Below are 24,272 nucleotides of genomic sequence, written 5' to 3'. Positions count from 1 at the left end.
GTGCATTTGCTTAAATCATCAGGCGCATAGGGTCTTCCAGCAGGCTCTTCAGCGTTTGGAGGAAGGCCGCGCCGGTGGCACCGTCTACCACGCGGTGGTCGCAGCTCAGCGTCACCTTCATGATGCTGCCGATGGCAAGCGCACCGTCCTTCACAATGGCGGTTTGCTTGATGCCGCCCACGGCCAGAATGCAGGAATCGGGCGTGTTGATGATGGCCGTGAATTCATCAATGCCGAACATGCCCAGGTTCGAGATGGTGAAGGTGCTGCCCTCCCACTCGGCGGGCTGCAGCTTCTTGGTCTTGGCCTTACCGGCCAGCTCTTTCACCTCGGTGGCAATCTGGGCGAGGCCCTTCTGGTCGGCGTTGCGAATCACGGGCACCAGCAGGCCTTCATCCACGGCCACGGCCACGCCGATGTTGATGAGCTTGTTCTGGCGGATTTTATCGCCGAGCCACGAGGAGTTCACCGCCGGATGCGAGCGCAGGGCCACGGCCGCCGACTTCAGCACCAGGTCGTTAAAGCTCAGCTTAATGGGCGACAGCTCGTTGAGCTTCACGCGGGCTTCGATGGCCTTGTCCATGTTGATTTCCATCGTGAGATAGAAATGCGGAGCCGTGAACAGGCTTTCCGACAGGCGCTTGGCAATCACCTTGCGCATCTGCGACACGGGCGTGTCGGTGTAGGTATCCGATGCCGGAGCCGGAGCGCTGGCCGCCGGCTGGCTGGCTGGAGCGGCGGCCGGCTGAGCCGCTGGGGTCTCAGCAGCTGCTGGGGCGGCAACGGGAGCAGCCGCTGGCGCGGGTGCAGGAGCAGCGGCCGTAACAGCGCCGGGCTGGAAATTCTCCACGTCGCGCTGCACGATGCGGCCGTTGTCGCCGCTGCCAATTACCTGGGCCAGGTTGATGCCCTTTTCCTTGGCAATGCTCTTGGCCAGCGGCGAGGCCAGAATGCGACCCGTAGTGGCCGGGGCCGCCGTAGCAGCCGGCTGGGCCGCAGCAGTGGTTGCGGCAGCCTCCGGAGTAGCCGCGACGGCAACCGGAGCAGCTTCGACAGGGGCCGGCGTTTCGACAGGCGCGGGCGTGGCGGCAGGGGCAGCACCGCCACCCAACAGCGTCTGAATATCAGCCCCTTCCTCACCGATAATGGCCAGAATACCATCGACAGCTACGGCTTCGCCGGCTTTGGGGCCGGTGTAGAGCAGGGTGCCGTCTTCGTAGTTTTCGAGCTCCATGGTGGCTTTGTCGGTTTCGACTTCAGCCAGGATATCCCCGGATTTCACTTTGTCGCCCACGTTTTTCAGCCAGGCGGCAATGGTGCCCTCGGTCATCGTGTCGCTCATTTTGGGCATGCGCACCACGGTGGCTTTTTTGCCATTGGCTGCGGCAGCCGGGGCGGCGGCGGGCGCGGGGGCAGCAGCGGCGGGCGCTGGCGCGGGGGCCGCTTTAGGAGCTTCCGGCGCGGGAGCAGTCGGAGCCGGAGCCGGCTCAGCTTTGGGCGCTTCGGTCGCGGGGGCCGCGCCGCCGGTCTGGCCGTTGAGCAGGCCGGAAATGTCTTCGCCTTCCTTGCCCACAATGGCCAGAATGCCATCAACCGGCACGGAATCGTTCTCTTTCGGACCGATATAAAGCAGGGTGCCGTCCTCGTAATTTTCGAGCTCCATGGTGGCCTTGTCGGTTTCGACTTCGGCCAGAATGTCTCCGGATTTAACTTTATCGCCCACTTTTTTGAGCCAGGCCGCGATGGTCCCTTCGGTCATCGTGTCACTCATTTTGGGCATTTTTATGATTTCGGCCATCGGATTTGTCGCGCTTGGTATTGAGGAGGCCAAAATTAGCCCGAAAAGTTGGTCAGGCAATCAGCGCAAGGTTACGCGGGGTTAAAATGAGGTTTCGCAAAGTTGAGGTTCCAGCGGACCTGGTGAAACCTCTTTGAACCTTGCGAAACCTCGCGCTCAGCCGGCCACCTGCAAGTGCGAAACGTCCAGAAAATTCTTAATCGTGAACACCGTGCCCGTGAATTCCAGCTTATACAGGCACAAGTTGCTGTGCTCAAAGCCTTCCATGCAGCTGAGCGGGTAGTTCAGCAGCTGGCAGAGCAGCACGCGCATGGCCCGGCCGTGCATGCAGACGAGGACGGTGCGCTCGTCGTCGCGCGATTTCAACAGCTCGATAATGGGGCGCTGGCGGGCGGCTACTTCTTCGGGGCTTTCGCCGCCGGTGAGCCGGCCATCGGTGTTGCCGGCGGCCCAGCCGGCCAGCACTTCGCGGTATTCGGCGTCTTCTTCGAGGGTAATGCGGGTGCCTTCGCGCACGCCCCAGCTTATTTCGTTGAGGCCGGCGTGGGCCTCGTGCGGGTGGCCGGCATCCAGAAAATGCTGCACCGACTCCTGGGTACGGCGCAGGGCTGAGGTATAAACCTTATCGAATAGCACATGGCTATAGGCCGCGTAGAACTGCGCGGCCTGGCGGCGGCCCGTCTCATTCAGGCTCGAATCGACGCCGCTGCCCTGCACAATGCCTTGCACGTTGAAATCGGTCTGGCCGTGGCGTAGGAGAAAGATGGTCCGGGGCATCACGTTGGGTGGTAGTTTTGCGTAACCGTGCGTCAACAATCCTACAAAGTACGGGGTTTGACTTTTAGTTGTTCGTTGCTAGTTGTCAGTTGTTAGCTCAGCACTAAAACCCAGCTGCTTTCTTCCAATGACTAACTGCCGTTACGCACTCTCCTTGTTAAAGCGCCTCGGGGGATGTAGCGCGGACTTTGTAGTCCGCGAGTCTGCGCCGCTACAACCATCACACGGCGCAGACTCGCGGACTACAAAGTCCGCGCTACATGCTGCTGCGTAACAGCAGTGACTAAAAACTGACAACCAACAACTGACAACTCCCTATAAATGACTCTGGAAGAAGTGAAGCGCTGGACGGCCTCCCGCCCCACCCTGGCCGATGCCCTCGGCATTGAAATCACGGCCGTGGCCGACGACTACATCGAAGGCCGCATGCCGGTGGATGGCCGCACCCACCAGCCCATGGGCCTGCTGCACGGCGGGGCCTCGGTGGCGCTGGCCGAAACCCTGGGCAGCCTGGCCGCCGCCACCCGCCTGCCCGACCTCACCAAACAAGCCTGCGTGGGCCTCGAAATCAACGCCAACCACCTCAAAGGCGTGCGCGATGGCTGGGTGCGCGGCCGGGCTACGCCGGTGCATATCGGCCGCAGCACGCAGGTGTGGGAAATTCGCATTACCCACGAAGAAACCGGGGCCCTGGTCTGCATCAGCCGCATCACAATGGCCGTTATCGACCTGCCAACCACCAGCGCGAAAGCCCCTTAATGCCTGCCCCTGACCTCCGCTATTTGCCCTGGCCAGCCGTGGCCGCCGACCTTGATGCCCCGGCCCGCCTGCGCCACCTCGTGGCCGGGGCCTTGCGCACCGACCGGCCGCTGGCGGCGTGGCGCGAGCCGGGGGCCGGGCACCCGCGCCTGGTGGTGGCCCGCTCGCTCGAAGCGACCTACACCGGCCTGCCACCCGCGCTCGATGCCGAGGCCCCGGCCGGCTTCGCCTTCTTTCCCTTCCGCGATTCCGACCACAACCCGGCCTTGTTTCTGCCTGCCGACGTGCGCTACGACCTGGCGCACCCCGAGGCCGTGGCCGTGGCCGCCACCGCCGCCCGCGAGCTGGTGCCCCTGCTCACGGCCTGGCTGGCCCTGCCGCCGGTGGCCGAGCTGGCCTGGCACCACAGCCCGCAGCCCGCCCCGACGGCCGCCACCGAAGCCGAGTATTCGGCCCTGGTGAGCGCGGGAGTAGCGGCCATCGGGGCCAGGGCGGTGATGAAAGTGGTTTCGTCGCGGGCCGCCCGCCGGCCCTTGCCCGCGGGGTTCGACCCGCTACGGGCATTTGCCAAGCTGTGCGACAAGTACCCCCGCGCATTTGTGTCGCTGGTGAGCGTGCCGGGCGTGGGCACCTGGCTGGGGGCCTCGCCCGAGGTGCTGGCCGAAGTAACGGCCGGCGGGCAGTTTCATACCATGGCGCTGGCCGGCACGCAGCCACTCGCGCCGGATGTGCCGCCGCAGTACGCCATCTGGCGGCAGAAGGAAATTGAGGAGCAGGCCTTGGTCGCCCGCTACATCGTGAACTGTTTCAAGCAGCTGCGGCTGCGCGAGTACCACGAAACCGGCCCCCGCACCGTGGTGGCTGGCCAGCTGCTGCACCTGCGCACCGACTTTGAAGTAGATTTAAAAAACGTGCCGTCCCCGGCCTCGCTGGGCACCGATATGCTGCGGCTATTGCACCCCACCTCGGCCGTGGGCGGCATGCCCAAAGCCGCCGCAATGGCCTTTTTGCAGCAGCACGAGGGCTACGACCGCGCCTACTACAGCGGCTTTCTGGGCCCGGTAAACGTGGCCGCCCCCGGCATCTCCGGCCTCTACGTGAACCTGCGCTGCCTGCAGGTGCGCGCCGATGAAGCCGTACTCTACGCCGGCACCGGCCTCACCGAGGACTCCGACCCCACCCGCGAGTGGCAGGAAACCGAAATGAAATTGCAAACCGTAGCCGCGGTTTTGAATTAAAAATTGAGAATTAAACATTAAAAATAACTGCGCTTGCTACCCATCGGCAAACGTTTCTTCACTACTTGAACTCAATTATTAATTCTCAATTTTTAATTTTTAATTCTTTCTATGCAGGCTGTTTATAACATCGCCGAAATTTGTGCCCGGCACGGCATTACCGATGTGGTGCTTTCGCCCGGCTCGCGCTCGGCCCCGCTCACGCTGGCCTTCGCCCGCCACCCCGAGCTGACGGTGCGCGTGGTGCCCGATGAGCGGGCGGCGGCTTTCATCGGCCTCGGCATCGCGCAGGCGCAGCGACGGGCGGTGGCGCTGGTCTGCACCTCCGGCACGGCGGGTCTGAATTACGCGCCCGCTGTGGCCGAGGCCTTTTTTCAGCAAATCCCGCTGGTGATTTTCACCGCCGACCGCCCGCCCGAATGGATTGACCAACTCGACGGGCAGACCATCCGCCAGCACAATTTATACGGCGCGCACGCCAAGGGTGCATTTGAGTTTCCGGTGGAAACCTCGCACCCGGATGCCAAATGGTATTCGGCACGAATAATTAACGAAGCGATTAATCTGGCGCAGGCCGCGCCGGCTGGGCCGGTGCAGGTGAACGTGCCGTTACGCGAGCCGTTATATCCGAATGCGGGGGAGGAAATTCGGTATGATGAGGATGTGAAGATTATTCGGGAATATTCTGACCCATTATTTGTTAAAAAAGGCAATTCGAATTTGCTGGCTGAAATAAATAGCGCCAACCGAATTCTGGTAGTTGCCGGACAGCGGCCGCTCGATGAATCGTTGGCCGCAGTTCCAGTATTTGCTGCAAAGAGCAATGCCACTGTTGTAGCTGATGTCATTTCCAACGTAAATATTCCGGCAATCACTAATCAGGATATTTTTCTAGCGGGCCTTTCCGAAACAAAGCAGCAGGAATTACAGCCTGATTTATTAATTACGTTTGGCCAGTCGCTCATATCTAAAAGCCTCAAGCTCTTTCTGCGAAAGCTAAAGCCAGCACGGCATTGGCACATTCAAGCCCAAGGGCAGGCCCCGGACACGTTTCGAACTTTGACCGAAATTATTCGGATGGAGCCCCACGACTTTTTTCAGTACGTGGCGGGCTGTGACCAAAAACTCGTGAACACGCAGTTACTTAATTGGAAGGAAGCGAGTAGCAAGGCCAGCGAATTTCTGACGAAATTCGCTGTTGCGGAAGGTTCTCGTTTTAATGAGTTCGTAGTATTTCGGCGCATCACTGTAGAGCTGCAACGTAACACCGCCCTGCACCTAGCCAACAGCATGGCCGTGCGCTACGCCAACATCCTCGGTATTCCGCAAGGCAAGCAAATTGAAGTTTTCGCCAACCGCGGCACCAGCGGCATCGATGGCTGCACCAGCACGGCCGTGGGTGCGGCACTTGCTACACCGCAACGCCCGGTGGTCCTGTTAACCGGCGATGTGGCGTTTTTCTACGACCGCAATGCCTTCTGGCACAATTACTCCACGCCCAACCTGCGGGTGGTGCTGTTCAACAACCACGGCGGCGGCATCTTCCGTATCATTGATGGGCCGCGCCAGCAGCCGGAGCTGGAGGAGTTTTTTGAGACGCGCCAGACGCTAACAGCTGAGAATACGGCCAAGGATTTTAACTTGCGCTACTTCCCGGTTTCATCGTTCGAAGAACTAGAAGCCGCGCTACCGGTTTTCTTTGCAGCCGAAACCGGCGCGGCGATTCTGGAAGTCTTCACCGACAGCAAGACCAACGCCGCATTTTTTGAGCAATACCGTAGTGCGGTGAAAGCCGCCTTTTAGCGCAAAGTTTCGCGAAGTTTAAATTTAAGTTTCGCGAAGTCAGACGTTGAAAATCCTTTGCGAAACTTAATTTTTAAACTTAGCGAAACTTCGCGCGACATGACAGAACCCATCAACTGGACGCCCATCAAGGAGTTCAAAGAAATTCTCTTCTCGCAGTTTGGCGGCATTGCCAAAATCAGCATCAACCGGCCGCAGGTGCACAACGCCTTCACGCCGCTCACGGTGCAGGAGATGATTGAGGCCATGCGTATGTGCCAGGACCGCACCGACATCGGCGTGATTATCCTCACCGGCGAGGGCGGCCGGGCCTTCTGCTCGGGCGGCGACCAGAGCGTGCGCGGCCACGGCGGCTACGTGGGCGAGGACACCGTGCCCCGCCTCAACGTGCTGGAATTGCAGCGCATCATCCGCTCCATTCCCAAGCCGGTGATTGCCATGGTGGCGGGCTGGGCCATTGGCGGCGGCCACGTGCTGCACGTCGTTTGTGATTTGACCATTGCGGCCGATAACGCCCGTTTCGGCCAGACCGGCCCCAACGTGGGCTCCTTCGACGGCGGATTCGGGGCCTCCTACCTGGCCCGCGTGGTGGGCCAGAAGAAGGCCCGCGAAATCTGGTTCCTCTGCGACCAGTACGATGCCCAGGAAGCCCTCGACATGGGCCTGGTGAACAAAGTGGTGCCCCTCGACAAGCTGGAAGAAACCACCGTGGCCTGGTGCCACAAGATTCTGCAGAAAAGCCCGCTCTCGTTGCGCATGCTCAAATCGAGCTTCAACGCCGAGCTCGACGGGCAGGCAGGCATTCAGGAGCTGGCCGGCAACGCCACGCTGCTGTACTACCTGAGCGACGAGGCCAAGGAAGGCCGCAACGCCTACATGGAGAAGCGCCAGCCCGACTTCTCGAAGTTTCCTAAGTTTCCGTAAGCGGCCCCGAATCATGCCGAAACAACACCTGCAATCTTAGCAAACATGGGGCTGACCGAACTAAAAAAGGAGCTGCAAAAGCTCGACCAGGATAAACTGATTGCCCTGATAACGGACCTGTACAAGAAAATCCCGGCGGCCAAGGAATTCCTGGATTTTTACGTCAGCCCCAATGAGCAGGCGCTCTTCGAGGAATACCGTGAAAAGGTATTGCGGGCTTTTTTTCCAAAGCGCGGGATGAGGTTGAAGCTGCGCGAGGGTAAGCAGGCCATCAGCGAATTCAAGAAGCTGGGCACTTCACCGGAGCTATTGGCCGAGCTGATGCTTTTTTACGTGGAAACGGGCGTGCAATTCTCCAGGGAGTTTGGCGACATCAGCGCGGAGTTCTGTGCGAGCCTGCAAGGCCTGTATGAGCAGGCATTGGGGCTGATGAAGGAGAGCGGGTTGCTAGGGAAGGTTGCCGGGCGAGCCAGGCAAGTGGTAATCGACACCGGTGGCTCAGGCTGGGGATTTCACGACGAGCTGCACGGCCTGTACCAGCAATTCTACAAGGCCTGAGCTTGCCGGCCCGTGCAACACCTGCGCCCTTTACCAGCCACTTATTGCCATGACTACTAAACAAGCCGAACGGCTCCGCGAGCAAATCGCGGGCGTGAAGCGGCGACTGGCCGCCGAGAAACGCCGCTTCGGCGGCTACGATGACGGCGGGGGCTGGCGCTATTTGCCGCCCAAGCTGTACGTGCAATTGGGCGACTACGCGGGCGGGCTGCGCTACACCCGCTGGTTCGACAAAAACTTCGGGGACGACATCGGCTACCCGGATTTCCTGTTTGAGTGGACCATTCTGCTGTTCAAAAACGGCCGGCTGAAAGACGCGGAGCGGAAGGCGGTGCAGACCTACTGCTGCAATACGTACCTGTTCGACAAGTTCTTCGGCCGCCCGGTGGTGCCGCGCGGCATGTGGGAAGGCTCGAACATGGAAATGCCCTACCTGGCCGAGCAGCTACCGTATTCGAACCAGCAGCCCGAGCTGGCCGACTTTGCCGCCTGGCTGGGCGAGTTCGAGCGCTCGGAGAAATTCGCGGCTTTCGCGGCCCGTTTCATCAGCCTCGGGCAGCAGCTGAAGGTGGCCGACGAATATGAAACCCGCCGGGCACTGCTCGACGAGCTCCGCTTGCTGGAAGCCGGGTTTTAACCCCAGTGAGCGACTGGAACCAACGGGCGGGCCTGGCCGATTTCCGCAGCCGCCGAAAAACCAGCCGCCGTGCGGACGGGTTGCTGGTTGCACCTGCGATGGCAGGAGAAAAATCCCTTATTTGCGACCATGACGGACGCTGACTTTCACCGGGCCATTGGCCGCATCCGCTGGCGGCACTGGCTGCACTACCCCGTGCAGGCCCTGCTGATGACGGGCGCGGTACTGGCCGGCAACAGCCGGACCGCCGTGGGGCCCACCCTGGAGCCCCGCCTGGCCACCTGGCCGGCCCTGTTGTGGCTGCTGGCGCTGCTGCCCATTGTGGGGTTTTTGCTGTATGCCGTGGCCCGGTACCTGCGGCCCAACCTGCGCCGGCCAGCCGAAGAGAACCTGCGCATCTACCAGGCCCGGGTGGTGCTGCGCAACAGCCTGCTGGGCTTGCTGGCCCTGCCCCTGCTCGCGTCTTACCTGATTGGGAACCACATGTACGACCTCGTTCTTGGAGCCGTGGTGCTGGTGGCGTTCGGATGGCAAACGCGACCCTCCGCCCAAACGTACCAGCGGTGGCTTGTGAGGTAGCCCCGGGCCAGCCAACCCGGCAATGGCGCTTGCTTGTTGAGCAGGCGGCGAGCAGGTACATATGTTACGCCACCGGTTGTAGCGCGGCCTTTGTAGTCCGCGGGTCTGTTCCGTTCAGTAGTTGTAGCGGCACGGCAGCACAGCAATTCTTACTTTAATTCGTATGCCTGTCGATTCCGCCAATCTCCCCACTTCCCTTCTGCTCAATGGCCGCGAATACGCCTACGCCGCCATTCAGCAATACCCCGCCCAGCTCGATGGGCCCGTGAACGGCTACGAGGCCAAGGTGTTGGATTTTATCCGGCAATGGCTGAACGGCACCCAGGAATTCAGCCTCACCACTTCGGGCAGCACCGGCCCGCCCTCGCCCATCGTGCTGCGGCGGCGGCAGCTGGAAGCCTCGGCCAGCCGCACGGCCGATTTCTTCGGCCTCGGGCCCGGCGACCGGGCGCTGGTCTGCCTCAACTGCGAGTACATCGGCGGGATGATGATGCTGGTGCGCGGGCTGGAACGGAATATGCACCTGACCATCGTGGAGCCGCACGCCAACCCTTTCGCCCATGTAGCGGCCGAAGCGGAATTTGATTTTTCGGCCTTCGTGCCCTTGCAGCTGAAGGCCGTGCTGGCCACCGGCCACGCCCCGCGCCTCAACCGCCTGAAGTGCCTGCTGGTGGGCGGCGCGCCCGCCGATGCCACGCTGCAACAGGAGCTGCAGCCCCTCACGGTGCCGGTCTGGCTGACGTATGGCATGACCGAAACCTGCTCGCACGTAGCCCTGCGGCGGCTCAATGGCCCGCAGGCCACCACCGCTTTCCGGGTATTGCCGGGCATTGCGGCCGGGCAGGACGAGCGCGGCTGCCTCACCCTGCGCGGCGACGTGACCGACGACCAGCTCATCATCACCAACGACGTGGTAAACCTGCTCGACGCCCACACCTTCGAGTGGCTGGGGCGGGCTGATTTCGTGATAAACTCGGGCGGCGTGAAGGTGCCGGCCGAGAAAGTGGAGCTGGTACTGGACGTGGCCCTGGCCGAAATCGGGGCGGCGCGGCGCTGCTTCGTGGCCGGCCGGCCCGACGAGCGCCTGGGCCAGACCGTGACGGCTTTCATCGAAGGCCCGGCCCTTTCCGCTGCCGTGGAAGAGCAGTTGCAAAGCCTGCTGGCTGCCCGGCTGGGGCGCTACGAGCAGCCGCGCCAGCTGGTGTACGTGCCCGAATTTCAGGTTACGGCCACGGGCAAACTCAACCGGGCGGCCACGCTACGCGGCTTGTAGCGCCACACTGCGGTTGAACTCAAAAAAATAGTTACCCATGGGAAAGAATAAGTAGTGGCTCAGGGGTAATTGTGTGGTATTATTGACCCGAAATTGCAAAAATCCGCTCTTTCGAAACGCATTTGCTTCCTCGTATTATTCATCTTTTTTACGCCTACCTCTGCTTGATGAAAAAACCCTTTACGCCTGTTTTAAGTGGCATTCTCCTTGGCTCCCTGCTGCTGCAAAGCTGCGCTACCATCATTGCTACACCTTTCCAGACGGTGCGCGTGGTGGCTCCCCCGGCCGGCAGCACGATATACGTGAACGACAAGGAAGTTAAAACCAAACCCGTTGCGGGCAGCAGCGACGTGAAAGTGCGGGTGCGGCGCAAGAAAAACGCCGAAATTAAAGTGAAGCACGACGGCTTCAAGGAACACTCGGAAGTGCTGTATCCCGATAAGACCAACGGCCTGACCTACCTGAACTGGATACCGGTGCTGGGCATGGCCAAGAGCATCAGCACGGACCAGGATGGCAATAGCGAGTTCAACCCGCTGATTTACGGTTGGGCGGTGGGCCTGGGCGGCTATTTTGTTGACGTGATTTCGGGCGCGGGCAAAAAGCTCAACAAAAGCGAAATCAAGCCCGTGATGCCGGCCCTACCCAAGGCCGTGGCCAGCAGCCAGACCATTCAGTGCGGTGCCGTGAACGTGCGCCTGAAGGGCGGCGACAAGATGGGCAACTTCATCGTCGGCAAAGAAAACTCGGATATTCTCTACTTCGGCAAGTCGCTCGACGTGGATGCCGACCACCTCAAATCCAACGTCAACGCCTCACTGAAAGACCTGGGCTACACCGTACCGACGACGGAAGGCAAAAGCGTGTTTTCGACAGGCAGCAACTCGCGCTACACCATTCAGGGCGAGATGCGCGACGTGAAATACGACATCTACGCGTCGGACCAGTATGAATTCCGGGCCCACTACGAAACGCGCTGCGCCGTGGAAGTGACGTGGAAGCTGCAAAACCAAAACCGGCAAACGGTTTTTGAGCACAAGGACGCGGGCGCGAGCGTGAAGTTTGAGAAAGGCGGCAGCGCGGCCTTCGAAGACGCGTTTGAGAACTCGCTGTACGCTTTCCTTTCCAGCAAGGAAGTGGCTGCCGCGCTGGCCAAGCCGACCGGTGCCGCGGCCGCGGCGGCCAGCGATAAGCTGGAAGCTATTGCCGTGCATCGCGCAGCCCTGAGCAAAGTAGTGAGCGACAACGGCGTGAGCCTGGCCGCCAAGAGCGTGGTTATCGTGGAAACGACGGACGGGCACGGCAGCGGCTGCATCATCTCGAACGACGGCTACATCGTGACCAACGCCCATGTGGTGGGCGAAGAACCGGAAGTGAAGGTGCTGATGGCCGATGGCCTCACGGCCAAGGGCCGCGTGGTGCGGGTGAATGCCGAAATGGACCTGGCACTCATTAAAATTGATGCCGATGGCCTCACCGCCTTCCTGCTGCCCAGCGTGAGCGGGGCCGAAATTGGGTCGGATGTGTACGCCATCGGCACGCCGGCCGACAAGGAGTTGGGCCAGACCATCTCGAAGGGCATCATCAGCGGGCGGCGCAAAATCGAGGGCCACTCGCTGCTGCAAACCGACGTGAGCATCAACGGCGGCAACAGCGGCGGGGCCCTGGTGGCCCGCTCGGGCCAGCTGCTGGGCATTGTGAACGCCAAGCTGGTGGGCCGCGGCATCGAGGGCATCGGCTTCGCCATTCCGGCCGAGCAGGTGACCGAGGCGCTGCAGCTCAAGTTTATCGACTAGAGCCGTTTTATAGTCTTTGCAAGGAGTTAAAAATCATGCTGTCTGCATTTTAACTTTTAACTCTCAACTTTTAACCTCTTACACCAACCTGAAAATTGCTGTAGTTGAGGCGGTGCCTTCCCAACGCGAAACGGCCGGTTGTTCCCAGGGAACAGCCGGCCGTTTCGCGTTGGGAAGGCGTTGGCCGTGTACCCCGAATTTCCAATTCGGTGCGTGCGGGGCTGACCGCACGACTGTTTTGCTACTGGCGCGCCGGCCGAATTGGAAATTCGGGGTACACGGCCTGCTGGCGCGTGCAGCTGCTTAGTCGCGCCGCATGTTGGCTTGCGTGAACAGCGGCTCCTTGTCTTTCATCACCTTTATCAGCTCGCCCAGAAACACGTTGGCGCGGAGGTAGAACACGGGGCCGTTCAGCTCCTTCTGGATGGCGGCGGGCACGAATACCGGCTGCCGCCAGCCCACGCCCGTGCCCACGCCGGCCCAGCGAAATACCCGCAGCTGCGCGGCCATGGCGGGCTCCACCACGCCCAGAAAGTCGCGGGGCGTTTTGTCGAGGTCGCCGTCGAAGTTTTCGTAGATGACGTAGGCCGAGCCCATGCCCAGCTGCAGGTTGGCGCTGATTTCCCAGCGCTTGGTTTCGAGTAGCGCGTAGCCGGCGTAGGCGGCCAGGTAGCGGAAGCGCAGCTCGGCTTCAGCGCCCTCGGCGGCATTCTCGGGCGCGGCGCGGCGGGTGGGCACGCCGGTACTCAGGAAATAGATGGCCGCCCCGGTCCGGAAGCGGCTCTTGAATTCGATGCCCAACTTCAGGCCGTTGATGGTGGTGAAGTGGCGGTTGATGATGGAGTAGCGGGAGTCGTACTGCGCCACGAAGCGGTTGTGGGGCAGGCGCAGGATGGCGGGGCGGCGCAGCACGGTATCGGCCCGCGGGGCTGGCACTGACTGGGCCCGCGCGCCCAGCGGCAGCAGGGCCAGACTCAGCAAAAAAACGCGCGCGAACCACTCCATCACCAAAGTACTAGGGGCGAAGGCCGGCAGTCGTCCCGCACTTCACCCGGCCCCAACTGCTGCCTGGCCCCAATGTTTTGCCGCCTCACCCGCTAACGGCTGGCGCGGCCCGGCGGTTGCCGCTAGTTTTGACGCACTTCCAATACCAACCCATCATGCTCACGCCCGACCTGCTCTTCGCCATTGCCAACCCCGTAGCCCTGGCCGGCTGGGCCCTGCTGATACTGGCCCCGCGCTGGCGCGGCACCCGCGCCGTGGTGCTGAGCGGGGCGCTGCCCCTGCTGCTGGCCGCGAGCTACGCCGGGCTTATCGGCTACCAAACCGTGGCCCACCCGGCCCCGGGCGGCGGGTTTGGGTCGCTGGCGCAGGTGGCGGCGCTGTTCCGGCAGCCGTGGGCGCTGCTGGCGGGCTGGGTGCATTACCTGTGCTTCGATATGTGCGTCGGGGCCTGGGAAACCCGCGATGCCCAGCGGCGCGGCGTGCCGCACTGGGCGCTGATACCGTGTTTGGTGGCCACGTTTATGCTCGGGCCGCTGGGCTTGCTGCTGTACTCGGGCGTGCGGCGGCGCTATGTGCGGCCGGTGCCGGCCACCCTTTGAATCTTCAATTTTTAAGCATTTTCCCATTTTATGTACCGAGTTAAAAGTTGAGAGTTAAAAGTTAAAATTCAGGCAACTTGTATTTTAACTTTTAACTCTCAACTTTTAACTTCTTTCAAAAAGGCACATAGACCTGGAAACCACTGTAAGCCGTTCGACTTATGAAAACCGCTCTATTTTCCTCGTCTGATTTCGCGGCTACTCCCCCGCCATCGCCGGTGCGCGAGTGGCTGCGCGTGCTGCACCGCGCCAACCCGGCCCTGTTCTGGACGGGCTGGCTGAACGTGGGCCTGGCCACGCTGGCCCTGCTGCTGCTGCCCCTCGACCAGCGCCACGTCACGGGCCTGCTGGTGTGGCTCAAGCCACTAAAGTTTTCGCTGTCTATCATCGCCTTTGCCTGGACGCTGGGCTGGCTGCTGGCCGACCTGCCCGCCGTGGCCCAGCGCAGCGTGCGCCGCCTCAGCCTGGGCGTGGCCGGGAGCATGGGGGTGGAGCAGGCCATTATTTTTTTGCAGGCGGCGCGGGGCACTACCTCGCACTACAACGATGCTTCGCTGCTTGATGGTCTGCTCTTCGCGGCGATGGGCATTTTCATCATGCTGAACACGGCCATGACCATCTGGGCGCTGTACCTCGTGTGGCGGCACCGGCCGCACGGGCCGGCCGGCTACGTGTGGGGCGTGCGCCTGGGGCTGCTGGTTTTCGTGGTAGGGTCGGTGATGGGCGGCATGATGATTGGCCTCAAGCAGCACACCGTGGGTGCGCCCGACGGCGGCCCCGGCCTGCCCGGCCTGGGCTGGAGCACCCGCGCCGGCGACCTGCGCGCCGCCCACTTCCTGGGCATGCACGCCCTGCAAGCCCTCCCGCTGCTGGGCTGGGCCCTCAGCCGCTGGGTGCCGCGCCGGGCCGCCCTGCTGGCGTGGGCCGGAACGGCGCTGTACGCCGGGGCCGTGGGCGGGCTGTTTGCGCTGGCCATGGCGGGCCGGCCGCTGTGGGCCCGCTAGCCCCGTGGCGCTTGGCATCTTTGCAGCATGAATGACCGTCGGTTCCGTCTGTGGGGCATCCCCGTGCTGGCCCTGCTCATCGCGCTGCTCAACGGGCCGTATGCGGGGGCCGATGCGGCGGCCCGGTTTGTGGTGAGCTGGGGGGTTTCGCTCTATTTCACGGCGGCGCTGTGGGTGGGCAGCCGGGCGCTGTGGGCGTGGCTGCTGCGCCGCCTGCCCCGCGTGGAGCAAACCGGGCGGCGGCTGTGGGCGCTGGCGGGGCTGTCGGTGGCGTTTGTGGCGGGGGCCACGGTGCTGCTCATGCTGCCGCTGCACTGGCTGTTTCCGGCTTGGTTTCCGTTGGAGCCGGCCAGCTTGCTGCGCCAGATGCGGTTCAACCTACTGCCCACGGCCGTGGTCCAGACGCTATACGAAGCGCTGTATTTTTTTCAGCAATGGGAGGCCAATGCCCGCCGCGCCGACCAGCTGGCCCGCGCCAGCACCCAGGCCCAGCTCGATGCCCTGCACAGCCAGCTCGACCCGCATTTTCTGTTTAATAACCTCAACACCCTGGCCGCCCTCATCGAGCCGGGCAACGCGCCCGCCCAGCAGTTTGTGGAGCAGCTGGCCGATGTGTACCGCTACGTGCTGCTGGCCCAGGGCCAGCCCACCGTGCCGCTGGCCGAAGAAATTGCCTTCGTTGAGACGTACCTGGCGCTGCACAAAGTGCGGTTTCGGGATAATCTGGTGGTCGAAATGAGTATTGCGCCGGCCGCCCTGGCCCGCCGCGTGGCCCCGCTCAGCGTGCAGCTGCTGGTGGAAAACGCGCTGAAGCACAACGAGGCCTCGCGCCAGCACCCGCTGCACCTGCGCCTGACCGTGGCGGCCGGGCAACCGGATGTGCTCGTGGTTGAGAACACGCTGCGGCCCCGCACCGCCGGCCTGGCCCCCGGCACCGGCACCGGCCTGGCCAACGTGCGCCGCCGCTATGAGCTGCTGCACGCCGCCCAGCCGGTGGAAGTGACGCAGGCCGATGGCCAGTTTCGGGTGAAATTGCCGCTGCTCTAGCTCCTTGCGCCCATGACCATTCTCCTCCTCGAAGACGAGTACCCCGCCGCCGAGCGCCTCCAGCGCCTGCTAACCCAGGCCGTACCCGAGGCCCGGGTGCTGGCCGTGCTCGACACCGTGGCCAGCGCCCTGGCCTGGCTGGCCGCCCACCCCGCCCCCGACCTTATTCTCAGCGATATCCAATTGGCCGACGGCCTGAGCCTGGAAATCTGGGAGCAGGCCGTGGTGCCCAGCCCGGTCATTTTCACCACCGCGTTCGATGCCTATGCCATCCGGGCCTTCCAAGCCAACAGCGTGGCCTACCTGCTGAAGCCCGTGAAGCTGGCCGAGCTGCAGGCCGCCCTGGCCAAGCTGCGCCAGTGGGGCGGATTGCATGAGTTAAGGGTTAGGAGTGAAGAGTTAAGAGTTGACGGAATACCCATAACTCCTAACTCTTCACTCCAAACTCTTAACTCCATCGAGCGTTTGCTCGATACGCTCCGGCCCTACAAAACACGGTTTCTGGTGCGGCAGGGGGAACAGCTGCTGCCCCTGCCGGTGGCCGAAATTGCCTGGTTTCTGAGCCGCAACGAAACCGTGACGCTGGTGGCTGCCGACGGCCGCCGCTTCGTGCTCGACTACACCCTGGAGCAGCTCGAAGCCCTGCTCGACCCGGCGCGGTTCTTCCGCCTCAACCGCCAGCTCATCGCCCAATTGCCGGCCGTGCGCCGCCTGCACCCGCACTTCGGAGGCAAGCTGCTGGTTGATTTGCACCCCGCGCCCAGCGAAGAAGTGCTGGTGAGCCGCGAGAAAGCCAGCGCCGTGAAAGCCTGGCTGGAAGGGTAGCTTTTGGCGTATCTTGTTGCTCTAATCCCCATTGCCATGACTGCCATCACCCTGAAAAGCGCTGTGCTCGAACGCCTCACCGACGAGGAATTCTACCAGTTCTGCATGGACAACCGCGACCAACGCATTGAGCGTAACACCCACCATCAAATCTCTTTTATGCCTCCTGTCAGCAGTGAAAGCGCCTCTGCCAATGGCGAATTATTCCGTCAGTTGGCAAACTGGAATATTGAACAGAATTTAGGTAAAACGTTTGATTCCTCGGCCGGCTTTTACTTGAAAACCGGGGCCATGCTCTCGCCCGATGCCAGCTGGATTGCCTGGGAGCACTGGAACGCCCTTGGCGCCGAGGACCGACGCGGCTTCGCCCGTATCTGCCCCGATTTCGTGGTCGAATTGCTCTCGCCCACCGACCGCCTCACCGACACCATGCGCAAGATGGAGCACTGGCTAGAGGCCGGCGCGAAGCTGGGCTGGCTCATCGCGCCCGGCACTGAATCAGTCTACATTTTCGAGCCCGGTCAGCCCGTGCGGCCAGTCGTGGGCTTCGACCAGGAACTGGTGGCCGGGCCTGTGCTGCCCGGCTTCGCGCTGGAACTGCGGCGGCTGCGGGGGGAATAGTGGTGGATTGGAGGATTGGTTGAGTAAAGACGAACGTCATGCCGAGCGCAGCCGAGGCATCTCGCGTGCAGCAGTAATCCAACCGCTCAACGATTAGGTTAGTGATAGCACGCGAGATGCCTCGGCTGCGCTCGGCATGACCGTTCTGATTGGCTCACTATTTCACCAACTCACCGCTCACCACCTCACCTATCCAGCCAGCTCTTGAACACGTTCACCTTCTCGCGGCTCACCAGCACCTGGGCATCGGGGGCGACGGGCTTGAGCACGGTTTGGAGGCGGGAATTGGTGTAGTGGATGATGTCGTGAATGGCGGTTTGCTGGGCCAGGTAGGCGCGGTTGAGGCGGAAGAAGCGGCGCGGGTCGAGCAGGGTTTCGAGCTGGTCCATCGTGTAGTCGACCACGAACTTGCGGCCCTCAGTGGTTTGCAGGAAGGTGGCTTTTTCGAGGCTGAAGAAGTAGGCAATCTGCTCGATGGGCACCACTTTCAGGTGCTCGCCCACGCGCACCACAAACTGCGTTTTATAGCTGGCGGCCGGCGGGGCTTGCTGCATCTGCTGCATGAGTTGAGCCAGCAGGGCGGGGTCGAAGGCGGGCGCGGACGTGGCGGCCGGCTGGGCGGGAAGCCGTTCGCGCAGCTTGCGCAAAGCGGCGGTCAGCTCTTCCTCATCAATGGGTTTGAGCAGGTAATCAACGCTGTTCACCTTGAAGGCTTGCACGGCGTACTGGTCGTAGGCAGTGGTGAAGATGACCGGGCAGCGCACCGCCGTTTGCTCAAATATCTCGAAGCTGAGGCCGTCGGCCAGGTGAATGTCGAGAAAGAGCACGTCGGGCGCAGGCCCGGTTTCGAGCAGTCGCACCGCCTGGGCCACCGATTCGGCCGTGCCGAGAATTTCCAAGGGCTCGGGCGGGCGGGCCAGCAGTTCGGCGAGCCGGCGGGCGGCGAGGGGTTCGTCTTCGACGATGAGGGCGCGGAGGGGCATATTTTTCAGCAAGCGGGAAGAAACAAGAACGTCATGTCGAGCGCAGCCGAGACATCTCGCTCGCTTCGTTGCAACGGCATTGATTACTATTGCACGCGAAATGTCTCGGCTGCGCTCGACATGACATTACAACACCAGCAGCGGCAAAGAAACTACAAACTCCCCCGCCGCCTCCCCCATCGCCAGGGGCTTATCGGTGAGGAAAGCGTAGCGCGCGGCCAGGTTTTTCAGGCCCATACCCGAGGCCTCGCCCGGCGCGAGGCGGCGCGGGCGCAGCGTGTTGCGCACGGTCAGGGTTTGGGCGGCGGTGTCGAGGCTCACGCGCAGATGCAGCGGGTCGGTTTGAAAGGCGGTGTTGTGCTTGATGACATTTTCGAGCAATAATTGCAGGGCCAGCGGCGGCACGAAGTACCCGGCCACACTGGCGGGCGGCAGGTCCATTTCCACGGCCAACGCATCGCCGAGGCGGGTTTTTTGCAGAAACAAGTAGCTTTCAGCGAAGGCCACTTCCTCGGCCAGCGGCACCAACTCGTGGCTTTGGCTGTCGAGCACGTAGCGGTACACCTGCGAGAGCTGCCGGATGAAGCGCACGGCGCGGGCCGGGTCGTTTTCTTCCACCAGACTCGTGAGCGCATTCAAAGAGTTGAACAGAAAGTGCGGGTCCACCTGCCGGCGCAGCGAGTCGAGGCGGGCCACGGCGGTTTCTTTTTCGAGGCGCTCGGCCCGCACGGCGGCTTCGCGCCACTGAAAGAAAAACGCCCGGCTGTGGTTAAACAGCGAAATAATGACCGTGATAATCAGCGGCAGCATCAGCGGCCAGTACATGGCCGGGGCAAAGAGCTGCGTCAGCGGCTTGCCGCGCAAGAGCAGCATCACGGCGTTCATCAGCAGAATAACCAGCACCGAGCCGCCCAGCGACACGCTCAACGTGAGCAGCAGCCGCCGCCCGGGCTGCACCGTCCAGGCATAGCGCCGGTTCAGCCATTCCACTACGTAGCCGTTGGTCAGCCACAGGCCCAGGCTGTACATCAGGGTATAGCCGTAGGTGATGGCAAAGGCCGACCAGCTGCCCAGCGCCCGCGGATTGACCAATACGCTGATGCCGAGCGAAAGCACCAGCATGATGCGCACGGTTTTCCACCAGCTGTGCGCCGTGCCGCTGGGCAGGTAGCCCCCGGCCACGGACGGGGCCGCCGGGGCGGGGCGGGCCGGAGAAACGTCGGAAGAAATCACGGGCAAAGGCACGATGGCGAGAGTTTCCATCAAAGTAACTAAAAAGCCCGGGCACCGCCCCCCACCGCCTGGGGAGGCCCGGCACCCGGGCGGTGGGATTTATTTGATGGCGACGGCTCCGATTTTGGCCAGCATGGCGTCGGCGTTTTTCTCGCCCCAGTTCGGGCTCAGGGCCGTGGCGGGCCGGAAGGTGGCAAACAGGGCCTTGGCTTGCTCGTAGAGCGGCTTGGCTTTGTCGGCCCCACCGCCGAAGAAGGCCGGGCGAAAGTACAGGTCGTTGGCCAGCAGCAGATACACGCGCGGGTTGGTGGGGGCCAGGGCTTTGGCCTGGTTCAGGGCTTCCTGCACCCGGCCGGTATACACCATGCCGCGCGTCATCGGGCTCACCATGATGCGGCCCTGGTACACGTACGCTTCCAGGATGAGCAGCTCGGCCTGGTCGGCGCCGGCCAGCTTTTTGGCGGCACTCAGGGCGGCCTGGGCCTGGTCGAACAGCTTGTCCTGCTGGTCCCCGTCTTTGCCGGCGAAGCCCAGCTTGAGGTAGGCGCGGGCCTGGTAGTAGCGGGGCTCCCAGGCGGTGGGCGCGGCGGCGGCGGCCCGCTCCAGCCGGGCCAGGTTGGCCTGCACGTCGGCGGGCGTGAGGGCAGCGTTTTGCTCGGCGATGGTGGCGGCCATCATGGCCGTATAGGCATCGGGGGCGGGGGCGGCGCTGGCCACGGGGGCGGCCGGGGCCGGGGTTTTGGACTGGGCGGCGGCGCTGAAGCAGGCGGCGGCCAGGGCGAGGGTGAGGACGGTTTTCATTTGAGTTAAGAGTTGAGAGTTAAGAGTTGGGAGTGTTGGCGTTTTGATGATTCAAAGGTGGCGGCGGGCCGGGGCGGCCGAAAATTCCTGTTCCCGAAGCGACGAATGAGGCGGATGAACCGTCGGCCGGGACCGACCAGCGGGCGGGGCTTTTCGCTGGCGCTAATTTTGGCCATGCAACGCCTGGGGCCCCGCTGTGCTCCTCACCGTGTTCCAACCCCCTTTGCCTTCCCAAGCCATGCGTTTCCTTTCCCTCGCCCTTGGCGGCCTGCTCTTCGCCGCCGCCCTCCCCGCCCGCGCCCAAGCCAGCGCCGAAACACCGGCCCCGCCCCGCTACTATGTGGGCCTGGGGGCCTACAGCAGCTCCTATCAGCAGCTGGGCGGCCAGTCGACGGCCTACAACAGCTCGGTGCGGCTGCCGGTGCAGCTCACGGCCGGCTACCAGCTGCGCCCGCGTCTGGCCGTGCAGGTGGGCGTGGCTTACAGCGGCAGCACGATGCACTACGCCTTCGTGGGCCGCACGTACGGCAGCGGCCCTACCGGCTATATCGACTACCGGGCCGACCTCACTTCCCGCTTGCTCTCGACCACGGTGCTGGCCCGCTACACGCTCACCCGCAAGGCGGCCCACCACGTGCAGTTCGACGCGCTGGGCGGCTTCACCCTGGAACACGGCCGCGGCTTCGAGCGCGGCACCCGGGCCGACAGCCTCGGCGGCACCCGCAACGTGACGAACTTCAGCAACCGCTCCTCCCGCAGCGTGCTCCTGCTCACGGCGGGCCTGGGCACCCGCTTCCGCCTGAGCCCACGCTTCGAGCTGTTCTACGATTTCACCCTGAACAAGGCCCTGACCGGACCAGCGTCCCGCCCTGCTCCAGTGAGCCTCACGGGCAGCAGCGCCCTGGGCCTGCGCTACCGGTTCGGGCGGCGGTAGGCACTCCCGCCCCGCCATGAAAAAAGCGGCCGCCCTTTACCGGGACGGCCGCTTTTTTTGGAAACCCGTTGGGCGGGCCTAGCTGGGCAGGGCCACCTTGCGGGTCGCGACCTGGGTTTGGGCCCCGGTGAGCACCGTGACCTGGGCGGCTATCTGGTCGGCGTCCACGGCGGCCACGAAGGCGCTGGAGCCGCTCACGGCGGCGGTGCTCAGCGTCAGGTTGCCGCGCCGGGCGGTGGCCGCGATGAGGGCCCGCTGGGCGGCGCGCTGCTAGGGAAGGTGAAGACTTCGGCGCGGGTGGGGCCACCGAGGGCCCCCTTGCCGTCGGCCGCAAACTCGCCGAGGGCGCCGTCGGGCTTGGTGCCGTCCACGCTGGTTTTCTTTTCGAGCAGCAGCTGGCGGAGCTCGGGCCGCTCAAACTCGTAGCCCAGCGCCTGCCCGAATATGAGGGTCAGAAACTCGGCCTGGAGGGCTTCTTCCTTCTGGCTGGTCACGTAACCCGAGGCGATGCGCTGCTGCCAGCTGCGCAGCTTTTCGAGGCGGGTAGCGAAGTCGGGCAGGGCGGTGGCGGGCGTGTAGGTAGCGAGCGGGGCGGGAGCGAAAAGGGAAAGTATGGGCGCGAAGGTAGGAAGGCAGTCGCGTAGCGTGGACTCTGCGCGGGCGTGCGCCGTCCTCAGTCCGGCCGCTTATCCAAGTCCACTTTCGTCTTATTTATCGAAATGAACACGCCCACGAACAGCATCCGCGGGGCCGGCTGCCCTACCGCCGCGACGCGGTACTGCCCGCTGGCATCGGCCGCCCCGGCGTAGGTGTAGCCGAAGATATTCTGGCGGCCCAGCACGTTGCTGGCCGACACGTACACGATGGTAAACTGCCCGAACCAGTGGGTGAGGTAGCTCGCGTTCACGCTCAAATCCTGGTAGGCGGGCAGGGTGCTTTGGTTGTAGCCGGGCAGGTTGGGGTTGTGGTAGCGGCGGCCGCTGCCGTAGGCGTAGGTGAAGCCGAACTGGGTGTGCAGCTTCTGGACGTAGTATTTGCCCACCACGCTCAGGTTGTGCCGGGCGGCAAAGGTGGGCATGGCGGCCACCGGGTCGGCGCGGAACTGCCGGCGGGTGTCCAGCAAGCCGTAGCTCACCCAGTAGTCGGCCATTTTGACGGTGGTGCGGTCCCGGAACAGCACGTCCACCCCCCTGGCATACCCGCCGCCACCGTTCTGGTAGGTGGTGGGGTTGAAGGGCTGGGCGGCGTTGAAGGTGGTGAGCCGGGCGTAGTTCTTCTGGTAGATTTCGGCCCGCAGCGTGCGGTCTTTCACCTGGTGCTGGTAGGTGAGCAGGTAGTGCTCGGCCCGCTCAAAGCGCAGGGCGGAGCTGATGCGGAGCAGGTCGGTAGTCGGCGTTTGGTAAAACCAGCCCCAGGCGGCCGAGAGCTGGCTGTTGGCCCCCGTTTTGTAGGCCAGGCCCAGGCGGGGGGCGGCGTTCCAGCGGCCTAGCAGGGCCGAGTATTCGGTGCGCAGGCCGGCGCGGCCGGCCAGGCGGTTGGTCAGCACCAGCTCGCTTTCGAGGAAGCCGGCCCCGCGCTGCTCGTCTACGCCCAGGGCCTGGGTACTGGCTTCGGCGTGGGCCCGGTACTGCTGGCGGTAGCGCTGGGCGTAGCCGTCGAGGCCCATTTTGAGGTTGAACCAGGTGCTGGCCGAGTCGTTGGTGAGCACCAGCCGGGCCACGGCCGAGTGGTCGGTATCGTGCACGGTCTGCACGTCGGGGTGCAGCGTGTTTTCGTCCCGGGTCAGGGCCAGGCCGGTGTTCAGGCTCCAGCCGCGGGTGAGGGGCGCGCGGTAGGTGGTGTGGAGGTAAAGGTTGTCGTTGGCCAGGCTGATGGGGTGGCCGGTGGCGGCAAACTCGGGGTTGGCATCGGGCTGGCGCAGGGCCAGGCGCTGCCGGCTGTAGGTGCCGTACACTTTCAGCATGCCGGCCTCTCCTACTTTATGGGCCAGCTTGAGCGAGCCGCCCAGGGCCAGCGGGGCGCGGTCCCAGCCCAGGTTCTGGGGTACCAGGTTGAAGTAGGGCGCCAGGTTGGTGTAGTCGGCGCTCACGGCCAGGGAGGTGCGCGCCCAGCGCCGGGTGCGCGAGAGGCTGCCGCCCACGCTCATCAGCGAGATGCTGGTCTGGGTTTCGGGGGCCAGGTCGGTCGAGTGCAGGGCCACCACGGCGCTCAGGGCCTGCCCGTATTCGGCCGAGTAGCCGCCCGTGCTGAACACCATGCCTTTGAACAGAAACGGCGAAAACCGCCCCCGGGCCGCCACGTTGGGCACCGCGCCGGCGTAGGGCGTCTGCACGGGCAGGCCGTCGAGGTACTGCTTGGTTTCGGAAGCCGCCCCGCCGCGCACGAACAGCTGGCCGGTTTCGCCCACGCGGGTCGTGCCGGGCAGGGCGTTGAGGGCCCCCGCGATGTCGCCGAGCGCCCCGGCCGTGGTCACGATGTCGAGGGGCTTGAGCACGCTGGCGCGCTTCTCGTCGCTGGCCTCGAAGGCCCCGGCCGTCACCACCACGTCGCCGAGCTGGGCGCGGTTTTCTTTCAGCTTGATGGTGGGCAGCGAAATCGGTCCCGCACCCAGCGTCACGGGCAGCTCCTGCGGCACGTAGCCAATGAGGCTGACCACCAGCACGGCCGGTCCGGCGGCGCGGTCGGTGCGGAAGCTGAACCGGCCCAGCGAGTCGGTGCTGGCCCCGTCGAAGGTGGTTTTCAGGAATACGTTCACGCCGGGCAGGGGCCGGCCGGCGGCATCGCGCACCTGGCCAGTGAGTGACTGAGTGACTGAGTGAATGGGTGAATGCTGGGTCGGCGCGATTTGGGCCTGGGCCGTTTGGGCGGCGCTCAGCAGCAGGAGCAGCGGGAGTAGCGAGGTTTTCATGGAGCCAGCGGTTAGTTGATGGCTCAAAGGTGTTGGCCGCGCCCACTCTACCCTGCCATTTTTCCAGGTATTTGATAACAAGCGACTTGCGAAATAAGCCAGTTCAGTAAGGCCATCACTTGTCGGGCCAGTGCGTCGGTGCTGGCCGTGGCTGGGCGGGTGATTTGGCG

23 protein-coding genes are annotated in these 24,272 nt (G+C 63.4%); 15 read left to right on the top strand and 8 right to left on the bottom strand.

The genetic code is table 11. The features are described 5' to 3' along the window. Positions 1-10: 10 nt before the first annotated feature. A complete protein-coding gene (locus ABD819_RS04530; RefSeq protein WP_345121448.1) occupies positions 11-1,798 on the bottom strand; it encodes a pyruvate dehydrogenase complex dihydrolipoamide acetyltransferase in 1,788 nt (595 codons plus the stop codon). A 156-nt stretch (positions 1,799-1,954) separates the two neighbouring features. After that, entirely contained in the window at positions 1,955-2,575 is a 621-nt protein-coding gene (locus tag ABD819_RS04525; protein ID WP_345121446.1) for a histidine phosphatase family protein, read from the bottom strand. Positions 2,576-2,896: 321 nt separating this feature from the next. On the opposite strand from ABD819_RS04525, the gene ABD819_RS04520 reads away from it, so the two are divergent. The 9 genes from ABD819_RS04520 (at position 2,897) to ABD819_RS04480 (ending at position 12,142) form a co-directional block, all read left to right on the top strand. Next, positions 2,897-3,334 (top strand): hotdog fold thioesterase, encoded by a 438-nt coding sequence (locus tag ABD819_RS04520; protein ID WP_345121444.1) that lies wholly within the window; start codon positions 2,897-2,899, stop codon positions 3,332-3,334. Next, positions 3,334-4,572: a chorismate-binding protein gene (locus ABD819_RS04515; protein WP_345121442.1), complete on the top strand. Its 1,239-nt coding sequence runs from the start codon at positions 3,334-3,336 to the stop codon at positions 4,570-4,572. The genes ABD819_RS04520 and ABD819_RS04515 overlap by 1 nt, the downstream gene beginning before the upstream one ends. A 111-nt stretch (positions 4,573-4,683) precedes the next feature. Next, positions 4,684-6,375 (top strand): 2-succinyl-5-enolpyruvyl-6-hydroxy-3-cyclohexene-1-carboxylic-acid synthase, encoded by a 1,692-nt coding sequence (gene menD, locus ABD819_RS04510; RefSeq protein WP_345121440.1) that lies wholly within the window; start codon positions 4,684-4,686, stop codon positions 6,373-6,375. Positions 6,376-6,474: 99 nt separating this feature from the next. Next, positions 6,475-7,299, top strand: coding sequence for a 1,4-dihydroxy-2-naphthoyl-CoA synthase (menB, locus tag ABD819_RS04505; protein WP_345121438.1), 825 nt, complete (start codon positions 6,475-6,477; stop codon positions 7,297-7,299). A gap of 45 nt (positions 7,300-7,344) precedes the next feature. Then, positions 7,345-7,857, top strand: coding sequence for a DUF6155 family protein (locus ABD819_RS04500; RefSeq protein WP_345121436.1), 513 nt, complete (start codon positions 7,345-7,347; stop codon positions 7,855-7,857). Between the two features lie 49 nt (positions 7,858-7,906). Beyond that, positions 7,907-8,494 carry a hypothetical protein gene (locus tag ABD819_RS04495; RefSeq protein ID WP_345121434.1) on the top strand — a complete coding sequence of 196 codons (588 nt, stop codon included), beginning with the start codon at positions 7,907-7,909 and terminating at the stop codon, positions 8,492-8,494. Between the two features lie 129 nt (positions 8,495-8,623). Then, on the top strand, positions 8,624-9,073 hold the full coding sequence (locus ABD819_RS04490; protein WP_345121432.1) for a hypothetical protein: 450 nt from the start codon (positions 8,624-8,626) through the stop codon (positions 9,071-9,073). Between the two features lie 163 nt (positions 9,074-9,236). Continuing rightward, entirely contained in the window at positions 9,237-10,346 is a 1,110-nt protein-coding gene (locus tag ABD819_RS04485) for an AMP-binding protein (protein ID WP_345121430.1), read from the top strand. Positions 10,347-10,513: 167 nt separating this feature from the next. Then, positions 10,514-12,142 (top strand): S1C family serine protease, encoded by a 1,629-nt coding sequence (locus ABD819_RS04480; RefSeq protein ID WP_345121428.1) that lies wholly within the window; start codon positions 10,514-10,516, stop codon positions 12,140-12,142. Between the two features lie 303 nt (positions 12,143-12,445). On the opposite strand, the gene ABD819_RS04475 is transcribed toward ABD819_RS04480, so the two are convergent. After that, positions 12,446-13,147 (bottom strand): hypothetical protein, encoded by a 702-nt coding sequence (locus ABD819_RS04475; RefSeq protein WP_345121426.1) that lies wholly within the window; start codon positions 13,145-13,147, stop codon positions 12,446-12,448. Positions 13,148-13,302: 155 nt separating this feature from the next. Between ABD819_RS04475 and ABD819_RS04470 the strand changes: the two genes are divergently transcribed. The 5 genes from ABD819_RS04470 (at position 13,303) to ABD819_RS04450 (ending at position 17,243) form a co-directional block, all read left to right on the top strand. Continuing rightward, positions 13,303-13,746 carry an ABA4-like family protein gene (locus ABD819_RS04470; protein WP_345121424.1) on the top strand — a complete coding sequence of 148 codons (444 nt, stop codon included), beginning with the start codon at positions 13,303-13,305 and terminating at the stop codon, positions 13,744-13,746. A gap of 161 nt (positions 13,747-13,907) precedes the next feature. Beyond that, on the top strand, positions 13,908-14,750 hold the full coding sequence (locus ABD819_RS04465) for a hypothetical protein (protein WP_345121422.1): 843 nt from the start codon (positions 13,908-13,910) through the stop codon (positions 14,748-14,750). 27 nt (positions 14,751-14,777) lie between these two features. Then, complete coding sequence (locus tag ABD819_RS04460) at positions 14,778-15,797, top strand: sensor histidine kinase (RefSeq protein WP_345121420.1); 1,020 nt, start codon at positions 14,778-14,780, stop codon at positions 15,795-15,797. 12 nt (positions 15,798-15,809) lie between these two features. Next, positions 15,810-16,622, top strand: coding sequence for a LytR/AlgR family response regulator transcription factor (locus ABD819_RS04455; RefSeq protein ID WP_345121418.1), 813 nt, complete (start codon positions 15,810-15,812; stop codon positions 16,620-16,622). A 36-nt stretch (positions 16,623-16,658) separates the two neighbouring features. Continuing rightward, the gene (locus ABD819_RS04450; RefSeq protein ID WP_345121416.1) at positions 16,659-17,243 is read left to right on the top strand and encodes a Uma2 family endonuclease; all 585 of its coding nucleotides are present in this window, start codon (positions 16,659-16,661) and stop codon (positions 17,241-17,243) included. Positions 17,244-17,428: 185 nt separating this feature from the next. Here the strand turns inward: ABD819_RS04450 and ABD819_RS04445 are convergent, their stop codons facing one another. The 3 genes from ABD819_RS04445 to ABD819_RS04435 form a co-directional block, all read right to left on the bottom strand. Then, positions 17,429-18,226 carry a LytR/AlgR family response regulator transcription factor gene (locus tag ABD819_RS04445; RefSeq protein ID WP_345121414.1) on the bottom strand — a complete coding sequence of 266 codons (798 nt, stop codon included), beginning with the start codon at positions 18,224-18,226 and terminating at the stop codon, positions 17,429-17,431. Between the two features lie 126 nt (positions 18,227-18,352). After that, positions 18,353-19,489 (bottom strand): sensor histidine kinase, encoded by a 1,137-nt coding sequence (locus tag ABD819_RS04440; protein WP_345121412.1) that lies wholly within the window; start codon positions 19,487-19,489, stop codon positions 18,353-18,355. A 69-nt stretch (positions 19,490-19,558) separates the two neighbouring features. Continuing rightward, on the bottom strand, positions 19,559-20,260 hold the full coding sequence (locus tag ABD819_RS04435) for a hypothetical protein (RefSeq protein WP_345121410.1): 702 nt from the start codon (positions 20,258-20,260) through the stop codon (positions 19,559-19,561). Positions 20,261-20,498: 238 nt separating this feature from the next. Here ABD819_RS04435 and ABD819_RS04430 point away from each other — a divergent pair, with 238 nt between their 5' ends. After that, positions 20,499-21,194, top strand: coding sequence for an outer membrane beta-barrel protein (locus ABD819_RS04430; RefSeq protein WP_345121408.1), 696 nt, complete (start codon positions 20,499-20,501; stop codon positions 21,192-21,194). A 215-nt stretch (positions 21,195-21,409) separates the two neighbouring features. Here the strand turns inward: ABD819_RS04430 and ABD819_RS04425 are convergent, their stop codons facing one another. Further along, positions 21,410-21,688, bottom strand: a complete 279-nt coding sequence (locus ABD819_RS04425; protein ID WP_345121406.1) for a hypothetical protein — start codon at positions 21,686-21,688, stop codon at positions 21,410-21,412. Positions 21,689-21,867: 179 nt separating this feature from the next. Further along, the gene (locus ABD819_RS04420; RefSeq protein WP_345121404.1) at positions 21,868-24,102 is read right to left on the bottom strand and encodes a TonB-dependent receptor; all 2,235 of its coding nucleotides are present in this window, start codon (positions 24,100-24,102) and stop codon (positions 21,868-21,870) included. Positions 24,103-24,272 lie beyond the last annotated feature (170 nt).

It is taken from the genome of Hymenobacter antarcticus, assembly GCF_039539545.1.
Lineage (GTDB): Bacteria > Bacteroidota > Bacteroidia > Cytophagales > Hymenobacteraceae > Hymenobacter > Hymenobacter antarcticus.
The sequence above is the reverse complement of the archived record's forward strand: the minus strand, read 5'-3'. Positions and strand labels throughout refer to the sequence as shown.

Coding starts and splice junctions, on each gene's coding strand:
- ABD819_RS04440 (WP_345121412.1), bottom strand. CDS start 19,489: ATGGAAACTCTCGCCATCGTGCCTTTGCCCGTGATTTCTTCCGACGTT.
- ABD819_RS04460 (WP_345121420.1), top strand. CDS start 14,778: ATGAATGACCGTCGGTTCCGTCTGTGGGGCATCCCCGTGCTGGCCCTG.
- menB (WP_345121438.1), top strand. CDS start 6,475: ATGACAGAACCCATCAACTGGACGCCCATCAAGGAGTTCAAAGAAATT.
- ABD819_RS04475 (WP_345121426.1), bottom strand. CDS start 13,147: ATGGAGTGGTTCGCGCGCGTTTTTTTGCTGAGTCTGGCCCTGCTGCCG.
- ABD819_RS04525 (WP_345121446.1), bottom strand. CDS start 2,575: ATGCCCCGGACCATCTTTCTCCTACGCCACGGCCAGACCGATTTCAAC.
- ABD819_RS04465 (WP_345121422.1), top strand. CDS start 13,908: ATGAAAACCGCTCTATTTTCCTCGTCTGATTTCGCGGCTACTCCCCCG.
- menD (WP_345121440.1), top strand. CDS start 4,684: ATGCAGGCTGTTTATAACATCGCCGAAATTTGTGCCCGGCACGGCATT.
- ABD819_RS04515 (WP_345121442.1), top strand. CDS start 3,334: ATGCCTGCCCCTGACCTCCGCTATTTGCCCTGGCCAGCCGTGGCCGCC.
- ABD819_RS04520 (WP_345121444.1), top strand. CDS start 2,897: ATGACTCTGGAAGAAGTGAAGCGCTGGACGGCCTCCCGCCCCACCCTG.
- ABD819_RS04480 (WP_345121428.1), top strand. CDS start 10,514: ATGAAAAAACCCTTTACGCCTGTTTTAAGTGGCATTCTCCTTGGCTCC.
- ABD819_RS04445 (WP_345121414.1), bottom strand. CDS start 18,226: ATGCCCCTCCGCGCCCTCATCGTCGAAGACGAACCCCTCGCCGCCCGC.
- ABD819_RS04450 (WP_345121416.1), top strand. CDS start 16,659: ATGACTGCCATCACCCTGAAAAGCGCTGTGCTCGAACGCCTCACCGAC.
- ABD819_RS04530 (WP_345121448.1), bottom strand. CDS start 1,798: ATGGCCGAAATCATAAAAATGCCCAAAATGAGTGACACGATGACCGAA.
- ABD819_RS04435 (WP_345121410.1), bottom strand. CDS start 20,260: ATGAAAACCGTCCTCACCCTCGCCCTGGCCGCCGCCTGCTTCAGCGCC.
- ABD819_RS04490 (WP_345121432.1), top strand. CDS start 8,624: ATGACGGACGCTGACTTTCACCGGGCCATTGGCCGCATCCGCTGGCGG.
- ABD819_RS04430 (WP_345121408.1), top strand. CDS start 20,499: ATGCGTTTCCTTTCCCTCGCCCTTGGCGGCCTGCTCTTCGCCGCCGCC.
- ABD819_RS04470 (WP_345121424.1), top strand. CDS start 13,303: ATGCTCACGCCCGACCTGCTCTTCGCCATTGCCAACCCCGTAGCCCTG.
- ABD819_RS04500 (WP_345121436.1), top strand. CDS start 7,345: ATGGGGCTGACCGAACTAAAAAAGGAGCTGCAAAAGCTCGACCAGGAT.
- ABD819_RS04455 (WP_345121418.1), top strand. CDS start 15,810: ATGACCATTCTCCTCCTCGAAGACGAGTACCCCGCCGCCGAGCGCCTC.
- ABD819_RS04495 (WP_345121434.1), top strand. CDS start 7,907: ATGACTACTAAACAAGCCGAACGGCTCCGCGAGCAAATCGCGGGCGTG.
- ABD819_RS04420 (WP_345121404.1), bottom strand. CDS start 24,102: ATGAAAACCTCGCTACTCCCGCTGCTCCTGCTGCTGAGCGCCGCCCAA.
- ABD819_RS04485 (WP_345121430.1), top strand. CDS start 9,237: ATGCCTGTCGATTCCGCCAATCTCCCCACTTCCCTTCTGCTCAATGGC.